Raw genomic sequence first — 7,718 nt, 5'->3', positions numbered from 1 at the left:
TTCCGGGGGAGGGCCGGGGTGGGGCAAGCGGCAGTCGATAAAGCACTGCGCCGAACCCACGCCGCTTGCCCCCATCGACGAAAGGACACCCCACATGACCACCACCCTCCAAAGCTACATCGCCGGCCGCTGGATCGGCCAGCAGGCCGCCCAGCAACTGCGCAGCGCCGTCAACGGCCAGCCCGTGGCCGCCACGCACGCCGAGGCCATCGACTTCGCCGAAGCGCTGGCCTATGCGCGCCGCACCGGCATCCCCGCGCTGATGGCGCTCGACTTCCAGCAGCGCGCCGAACGCCTGAAGGCGCTGGCCAAGTACATCGCCGCCAACAAGGAAACGCTCTACGCCATCTCGGCCCACACGGGTGCCACGCGCGCCGACAGCTGGATCGACATCGAAGGCGGCGCGGGCACGCTCAGCGCCTACGCCGGCATCGGCACCAACGAGCTGCCCTCGGGCAACCTCGTGCACGAAGGCCCGGCCTTTCCGCTCGGCAAGAAGGGCTGCTTCGCGGGCACGCACATCCTGGTGCCGCGCGGCGGCGTGGCGGTGCACATCAACGCCTTCAACTTCCCGGTGTGGGGCCTGCTCGAAAAGTTCGCGCCCAGCTTCCTGGCGGGCATGCCGTGCATCGGCAAGCCGGCCACGGCCACCAGCTACCTCACCGAAGCCGTGGTGCGGCTGATCGTGCAGTCGGGCATCCTGCCGGCGGGCGCGCTGCAGCTGGTCATCGGCAGCACGGGCGATCTGCTCGACCGGCTCGAAGGCCCCGACGTGGTCACCTTCACCGGCTCGGCCGACACCGCCGCCAAGCTGCGCGTGCACCCGAACCTGGTGCGCCAGTCGGTTCCGTTCACGCCGAGGCCGACTCGCTGAACTGCGCGATCCTTGCGCCCGACGTCACGCCCGACGACGAGGAGTTCGATCTCTTCGTGAAGGAAGTGGCGCGCGAAATGACCATCAAGGCCGGCCAGAAATGCACGGCCATCCGCCGCGCGATCGTGCCGCGCCAGCACCTGGACGCAGTGGCCGAGCGCCTGCGCGCGCGGCTTGCCAAGACCGTGGTCGGCGACCCGTCGCGCGAAGAGGTGCGCATGGGCGCCCTCGCCTCGCGCGACCAGCAGGCCGACGTGGCCGAGCGCGTGGCCACGCTGCTGCAGGGCGCCGAGCTGGTGTACGGCGAGCGCGACGGCTTCTCGCCGGTCGGCGACGGCGTGGCCGGCGGCGCCTTCTTCGCGCCCACGCTGCTGCTGAGCCGCAAGCCGCTCGAACACGACGCGGCGCACGACGTCGAGGCCTTCGGCCCCGTGAGCACGCTGATGCCCTACGACGGCATCGACGAAGCGCTGGCGCTGGCCGCGCGCGGACGCGGCAGCCTCGTGGGCACGCTGGTCACGCGCGACCCGGCCATCGCGGCCAAGGCCATTCCGGTGGCCGCCGCGTGGCACGGCCGCCTGCTGGTGCTGGACCGCGAAGCGGCGGCCGAATCGACCGGCCACGGCTCGCCGCTGCCGCAGCTCAAGCACGGCGGCCCGGGCCGCGCGGGCGGCGGCGAAGAACTCGGCGGCCTGCGCGCCGTGAAGCACTACCTGCAGCGCACCGCCGTGCAGGGTTCGCCCACCATGCTGGCGGCCATCACCGGCGAACACGTGCGCGGCGCGGCCGTGCGCGAGAGCGAGGTGCACCCCTTCCGCCGCTACTTCGAGGACCTGCGCATCGGCGACTCGCTGCTCACGCACCGCCGCACCGTCGGCGAGGCCGACATCGTGCCTTCGGCGGCATCTCGGGCGACTATTTCTACATGCACTTCGACGAGGTGGCGGCCAAGCAGAGCCCGTTCGGCAAGCGCATCGCGCACGGCTACTTCGTGCTGTCGGCCGCGGCCGGCCTGTTCGTCTCGCCGTCGCCGGGCCCGGTGCTCGCCAACTACGGCCTGGACACGCTGCGCTTCACCAAGCCCGTGGGCATCGGCGACACCATCCAGGCGCGCCTGACCTGCAAGCGCAAGATCGATCGCAACAAGAAGGACGCCACCGGCCAGGGCCAGGGCGTGGTCGCCTGGGACGTGGAAGTGACCAACCAGGACGGCGAGCTGGTCGCCAGCTACGACATCCTGACGCTGGTGTCCAAGAAGCCCGAGGCGGTGGCGCAATGACGGCGATGTTCGACCTCACGGGCAAGGTCGCCATCGTCACGGGCGGCAACGGCGGCATCGGCCTGGGCATGGCGCAGGGGCTGGCCAAGGCCGGCGCGCGCGTGGTCGTGGCCGCGCGCAACGCGCAAAAGTCGGCCGCCGCGGTCGAGGCGCTGAAGGCGCTGGGCAGCGACAGCTTCGCGCTGGAGGTCGACGTGAGCGACGAGGCCTCGGTGCAAAAGCTGTTCGACGAGGCCGCAGCGCGCTGCGGCCGGCTCGACATCCTGGTCAACAACGCCGGCACCACGGTGCGCAAGCCCGTCGACCAGCTCGCGCTGGCCGAGTGGCGGCAGGTGATGGACACCAACCTCACCAGCGCCTTCCTGTGCAGCCGCGCCGCGCACCCGCACCTGAAGGCCGCGGGCGGCGGCAAGATCATCAACATCGGCTCGATGATGTCGATCTTCGGCGCGCCCTACGCGCCGGCCTATGCCGCGAGCAAGGCCGGCATCGTGCAGTTGACCAGGTCGACCGCGCTCTCGTGGGCGGCCGACCACATCCAGGTCAACGCCATCCTGCCGGGCTGGTTCGAGACCGAGCTCACAGACGGCGCGCGCAGCCAGGTCCCGGGCCTGTACGAGCGCGTGGTGGCCCGCGCCGCCGCCGGCCGCTGGGGCCAGCCGGGCGACATCGCCGGCACCGCCGTGTTCCTGGCGAGCCCCGCGTCGGACTACGTGACGGGCACCGCCATTCCCGTGGACGGCGGGTTTTCTATAGCCGGCTGAGCGCCCGGGGCCGTGTAAATTCGGCCGCCATGCTCTTCTGGTTCCAGATCTTCGCCTTCGTCGCCGGCACGGCCGCGCTGCTCTATGTGTCGCGCGGCCCGCTGAGCCAGCCCGGCTCGCACGGCTTCTACCGCTTCTTCGCGTGGGAGTGCATGCTGGTGCTGGCGCTGGTGAACCTGCCGTGGTGGCATGACGACCCGTTCTCGCCCAAGCAGATCGTTTCCAGCGCGTTCTTCGTGCTGTCGATCTGGCTGCCGATCCATGCGGTGCGCCTGCTGAAGGCCAAGGGCAAGCCGAGCGATGCGCGCAGCGACGACCCCGCGCTCTACGGCTTCGAGAAAACCTCGGCCATCGTCAAGACCGGCGCCTTCCGCTACATCCGCCACCCCATGTACACAGCGCTGCTGCTGCTGGCCTGGGGCGCGTTCCTCAAGCAGTTCAGCTGGCTCACGCTGGCGCTGGTGCTCGCGGCCACGGTGCTGCTGGTGCTCACGGCGCTGCGCGACGAGAAGGAATGCATCGCGCATTTCGGCGACGCCTACCGCGACTACATGCGCGGCACGCGGCGCTTCATTCCCTTCGTTCTGTAGCCGCCGATGGGCCCCGCCGAAGGGCGGGGCTTATACCCGAGGCGCGTGTCGATACCTTGCGGGATGCTGACCCGCACGATCAGGTTCCGTTCACACGAATCTCCTAGCATTCGCGCATGCTGCTCGCACGCGTCCGTCATTTCGCTGAAGCGCACCACAGGCTGTGGTGCGTCGCGGGCATCCTGCTGGTTCTTCTGCAGCCCTTCATCGCGGTGCATTTCCGCTGCGACGGCCTGGAAGACGAACCGATGCTGCGCGTGCGCAGCATCAGCGACACCACCCAGTTCGAGGCCGACGACCGCGCCGACCACCCGAGCGACCACGAGACCACGGTCTTCGCCCAGGCGCCGGCCAGCATCGACCACCCCGACAGCTTCGCCTTCGCGCTGAGCACGCTCATGGCCATGGTGCTGGCGATGCTGCCGCTGGCGGTGGCCATGGCCCGACTCGCCACGTCCATCGTGCGCGAAGCGCCCGAACGCGTGCCGCCGCACGGCGGCGCCCCGCCCCCCGCGCAGCCCTGGCACCGCTTGCCACCCACCGCTGCCCCGCCTTACGGGATCTGAGAAGCGACGCCGCCCTGCGCGCGCGTCGGCTCCCCCCGCCGCGCCTTGCGGCGGTTCTCTCTCTTCCTCGTCGAAAGGACTGCCATGTCCACATTTTTCAGGTGCGCTTGCCGCACCCGGCGCAGCCCTGCGCCTGTCGTTTGCGCATGCATGCGCGAGGTGGCGCCATGAACGCGCTGAACCTCTCGCTCTTTCATTGGCTCGCCGCCGGCACCCAGCCGACGCCGTGGGTGCTTCCGGTCGCCCTCGTGTTCGCGCTGTGGGGCAGTTGGCTCTGCGCGGGCGTCGTGGCCGTCGCGCTGTGGCGCCGCCCCGCCGACCGCGTCTATCTGTGCGTGGTCGCGGCCATGGCCGGCCTGACCTCGCTGGGCGCGCACACCATCGCGACGGCGCTGAATGTCTCGCGCCCGTTCGTGCAGGGGCTGGCCCCGGCGTACATCTCGCATGCGGGCAGCGGCTCGCTGCCGAGCACGCACGCGTCCGTCATGTTCATGGTCGCGGTGGCCTTCATGCTGCGCCCCGGCCTGCGCCGGCTCTCGGTGCCGCTGCTCGCGCTGGCCGCCGCCACGGGGTGGGCGCGCGTGTACGTGGGCGTCATTTTCCGGTCGACATCGTGGCCGGCCTGCTGCTGGGCACGGTGATCGCCGGCGCGATCGCCATGGCGCGGAGGCTCTTTCTTTTTTTCGTACCGCGAGCTGGCCGCGCATCCGGCGACAGCCCGGCGACCAGCTCTCTGTGGAGACCCTCATGATCTCACCGACCACCGCCAGACATTCACGCGCCGGCGCCAGCATCGGCGCCAACGTCAGCACCAGCACGGCTGACACCACCTCCGCCGCCGCCGAGCCGCTCGCGCAGACCGGCGTGCCCGACGCGCCCAGCGCCGACGCGCGCAGCATCTCGTGCGTGATCCCCTGCTACAACGAGGCCGCCAACCTGCGCCTCATGCTGCCGCTGCTCGAAGACATTCTCTGGGCCACGAGCTGCGCTGGGAAATCATCGTGGTGGACGACGGCAGCACCGACGACACGGCCGCCGTGGCCGAGGCGTGGTGCGAGCTCGCGGGCTTTCGCTGCATCTCGCTGTCGCGCAACTTCGGCAAGGAAGCCGCGCTCACCGCCGGCCTGGCCGCGGCCACCGGCGACGCCGTGGTGCTGCTGGACGGCGACCTGCAGCATTCGCCCGCGCTGATCCACGCCATGCTCGCGCAATGGGTGGCCGGCGCCGAGGTGGTGTATGCGGTGCGCCAGGAGCGCAGCGACGAAAGCCGCTTCAAGCAGCTGGGCAGCAAGCTCTTCTACGGCCTGGTCAATTCGTCGGACCGTTTCGAGGTGCCCAAGGACGCGGGCGACTTCCGCCTGATGGACCGCAAGGTGGTCGACGCGCTCATGAGCCTGCCCGAGCGCAGCCGCTTCATGAAGGGCCTGTACGCCTGGGTCGGCTTTCGCGCCGTGGCGCTGCCCTACACGCCCGCGCCGCGCGCCGAAGGCACCACCAAGTTCAACGCGCGCCGGCTGGTGCGCCTGGCGCTGGACGGCCTTACCGCCTTCACCACCTGGCCGCTGCGCATGGTGAGCGTGGTCGGCCTGCTGTTCGCGGTGCCGGCCTTCGGCTACGGCATCTACGTGACCATCGACCACCTGCTGTTCGGCAATTCCGTGTCGGGCTGGACCACCATCGTCGTGAGCCTGATGTTCTTCATCGGCATCCAGATGATCTCCACCGGCATCGTGGGCGAGTACATCGCCCGCATCTACGAGGAGGTCAAGGGCCGCCCGCTGTACGTGGTGCGCCGCGAACACGGCAAGGGCCTCGAGACCGGAGCGCCATGAGGCGCACCGGCTCCACCTGGTGGACCTCGCCCCAGCCGCTCTGGCTCATTGCCGCCGTGTTCGCCTGGCTGTTCGCCACGGCGTGGGCGCGGCCGCTGATGGCGCCCGATGAAGGCCGCTACGGCAGCGTGGCGCTCGCCATGCTGCGCTCGGGCGACTGGCTGGTGCCCCGGCTCGACGGCCTGCCCTTCTTCCACAAGCCGCCGCTGTTCTACTGGATCGGCGCGGCCGCGATGGCGGTGGTGGGCCCGCTCGAATGGGCGGCGCGCCTGCCGTCGATCCTGGGCGCGGGCGTGGCGGCGGCGGCGCTGTTCCTGTTCCTGCGGCGCTGGGCGACGGTGCGCCAGGCGCTGCTGTCGACCGTGGTGCTGGTGACCACGCCCTTCTTCTTTCTGGGCGGGCAGTTCGCCAACCTCGACATGCTGGTGGCCGGATGCATCTCGGCCACGGTGCTGCTGGCCGGCGGCGCGGCGCTGGCCCGCGAGCGCGGCGAGCCCTGGCGGGCCCTGCTGGCGGGCGCCTACCTGATGGCCGCGGCCGGGCTGCTGGCCAAGGGCCTCATCGGCCTGGTGCTGCCCGGCGCGGTGCTGGTGCTGTGGTGCGCGGTGACGCGCAAGACCGTGGTGCTGAAGCTCGCGCTCTGGCTGCCCGGCTGGGCGGTGCTGCTGGCCGTGGCCGGCCCGTGGTTTGTCGCGATGCAGCTGAAGTACCCCGAGTTCTTCGACTACTTCGTCATCACGCAGCACTTCCGGCGCTTTGCGTCGTCGGGGTTCAACAACGAGCACGGCTTCTGGTTCTACATCCCGGTGCTGGCGCTGCTGACGCTGCCGTGGTTCGCGTGGGTGTTCGTGCCGCGCGGCAAGGAGGTCGATGCGCGGCCCCGGCTGTCCGACGTCGACTGGCTCATGTGGATCTGGCTCGCGGTGATCGTGGTGTTCTTCTCGCTGCCGCGCTCCAAGCTGGTCGGCTACGTGCTGCCCGCGCTGCCGCCGCTGGCCTACCTGATCGCGCAGCGCGTGCTGGCGGGCCGGGTCATCGAGAAGCTGCTGCCCAAGGTGCGCGCCACCGCGCTGGCCTCGGCCGTGCTGTGCGTGGTGTGCGTGGGCGCCATCGCGATCTACGCCGCGCCGCCGGGCACCCGGCTGCGCCTGCCCGCGGGCCAGTCGGTGGCTGCGGGTGACCAGGTGCTGATGCTCGACAGCTACTACTACGAGATCCCGTTCTACTGGAACCTGCGCGAGCCCGTGCTGGTGTCGGACGACTGGAAGGCCGCCGCCACCGACACCCGCGACAACTGGCGCAAGGAGATCTTCGACGCAAGCCGCTTCGACCCCGCGCGCGCCGCCGCCACGCTGGTCGACCGCGCGCAACTCGCGCCCGTGCTGTGCGTGCCGCGCACCACCTGGCTGGTCGGGCCGATCGGCTCGCAACTGACCAACCCCTGGCTCGCCAGGGCGCAGTTGGTGGCCCTCAACGAAAGCGTTGCCGCATGGCGCTTCGCGGGCAGCGCCACGCGCGACCCCGGTTGCCTGGACACCGCGGCCACACCACCGACACCCTCTCCCGTGCCTCCCCCTGGAACGAATGGCGATGACTGACACTTCCGGCCCGCAGCGGCCGACGACCACGCGCTACCTGTGCGTCTGCGCGGACGACTTCGGCATGAGCCTCGGGGTCAATTCGGCCGTGCTCGACCTGGTCGAGCTCGGCAAGGTCTCCGCCACCAGCGGCATGGTGCGGCGCGGCGCATGGGCCGCCGGCGCGCGCGCGCTGCGCGGGCTCGACCCCGCGCGGCTGGACGTGGGCCTGCACC

At 70.8% G+C, this 7,718-nt stretch carries 6 protein-coding genes and 2 pseudogenes; all 8 read left to right on the top strand.

The window, feature by feature from the left end:
• Positions 1-94 precede the first annotated feature (94 nt).
• A pseudogene (paaZ, locus tag BMG07_RS38605) lies at positions 95-2,153 on the top strand (phenylacetic acid degradation bifunctional protein PaaZ).
• A complete protein-coding gene (locus tag BMG07_RS38600) occupies positions 2,150-2,917 on the top strand; it encodes an SDR family NAD(P)-dependent oxidoreductase (protein ID WP_269759829.1) in 768 nt (255 codons plus the stop codon). Before paaZ ends, BMG07_RS38600 begins: the two are co-directional and overlap by 4 nt.
• Before the next feature lie 29 nt (positions 2,918-2,946).
• A complete protein-coding gene (locus tag BMG07_RS38595; RefSeq protein ID WP_198088909.1) occupies positions 2,947-3,507 on the top strand; it encodes an isoprenylcysteine carboxylmethyltransferase family protein in 561 nt (186 codons plus the stop codon).
• A gap of 116 nt (positions 3,508-3,623) precedes the next feature.
• A complete protein-coding gene (locus BMG07_RS38590) occupies positions 3,624-4,073 on the top strand; it encodes a hypothetical protein (RefSeq protein ID WP_198088908.1) in 450 nt (149 codons plus the stop codon).
• Positions 4,074-4,240: 167 nt separating this feature from the next.
• The gene (locus BMG07_RS38585) at positions 4,241-4,714 is read left to right on the top strand and encodes a phosphatase PAP2 family protein (RefSeq protein WP_269759828.1); all 474 of its coding nucleotides are present in this window, start codon (positions 4,241-4,243) and stop codon (positions 4,712-4,714) included.
• 223 nt (positions 4,715-4,937) lie between these two features.
• Positions 4,938-5,905, top strand: a pseudogene (locus BMG07_RS38580) (glycosyltransferase family 2 protein).
• A complete protein-coding gene (locus BMG07_RS38575) occupies positions 5,902-7,503 on the top strand; it encodes a glycosyltransferase family 39 protein (protein WP_198088907.1) in 1,602 nt (533 codons plus the stop codon). The pseudogene BMG07_RS38580 and the gene BMG07_RS38575 overlap by 4 nt, the downstream one beginning before the upstream one ends.
• Positions 7,496-7,718 (top strand): ChbG/HpnK family deacetylase (locus BMG07_RS38570; RefSeq protein WP_198088906.1); only part of this gene is annotated, 223 nt, incomplete at its 3' end. The genes BMG07_RS38575 and BMG07_RS38570, both read left to right, overlap by 8 nt.

This window comes from Variovorax sp. E3, from assembly GCF_016082275.1.
Taxonomy (GTDB): Bacteria; Pseudomonadota; Gammaproteobacteria; order Burkholderiales; family Burkholderiaceae_C; genus Variovorax.
Note: the sequence above shows the minus strand (reverse complement) of the source record. Positions and strands in the feature narration are given on the sequence as shown.

What these genes read in the sequence shown, in the direction of transcription:
- BMG07_RS38595 (WP_198088909.1), top strand. Translation starts at nt 2,947, where the DNA reads ATGCTCTTCTGGTTCCAGATCTTCGCCTTCGTCGCCGGCACGGCCGCG.
- BMG07_RS38575 (WP_198088907.1), top strand. Translation starts at nt 5,902, where the DNA reads ATGAGGCGCACCGGCTCCACCTGGTGGACCTCGCCCCAGCCGCTCTGG.
- BMG07_RS38585 (WP_269759828.1), top strand. Translation starts at nt 4,241, where the DNA reads ATGAACGCGCTGAACCTCTCGCTCTTTCATTGGCTCGCCGCCGGCACC.
- BMG07_RS38590 (WP_198088908.1), top strand. Translation starts at nt 3,624, where the DNA reads ATGCTGCTCGCACGCGTCCGTCATTTCGCTGAAGCGCACCACAGGCTG.
- BMG07_RS38600 (WP_269759829.1), top strand. Translation starts at nt 2,150, where the DNA reads ATGACGGCGATGTTCGACCTCACGGGCAAGGTCGCCATCGTCACGGGC.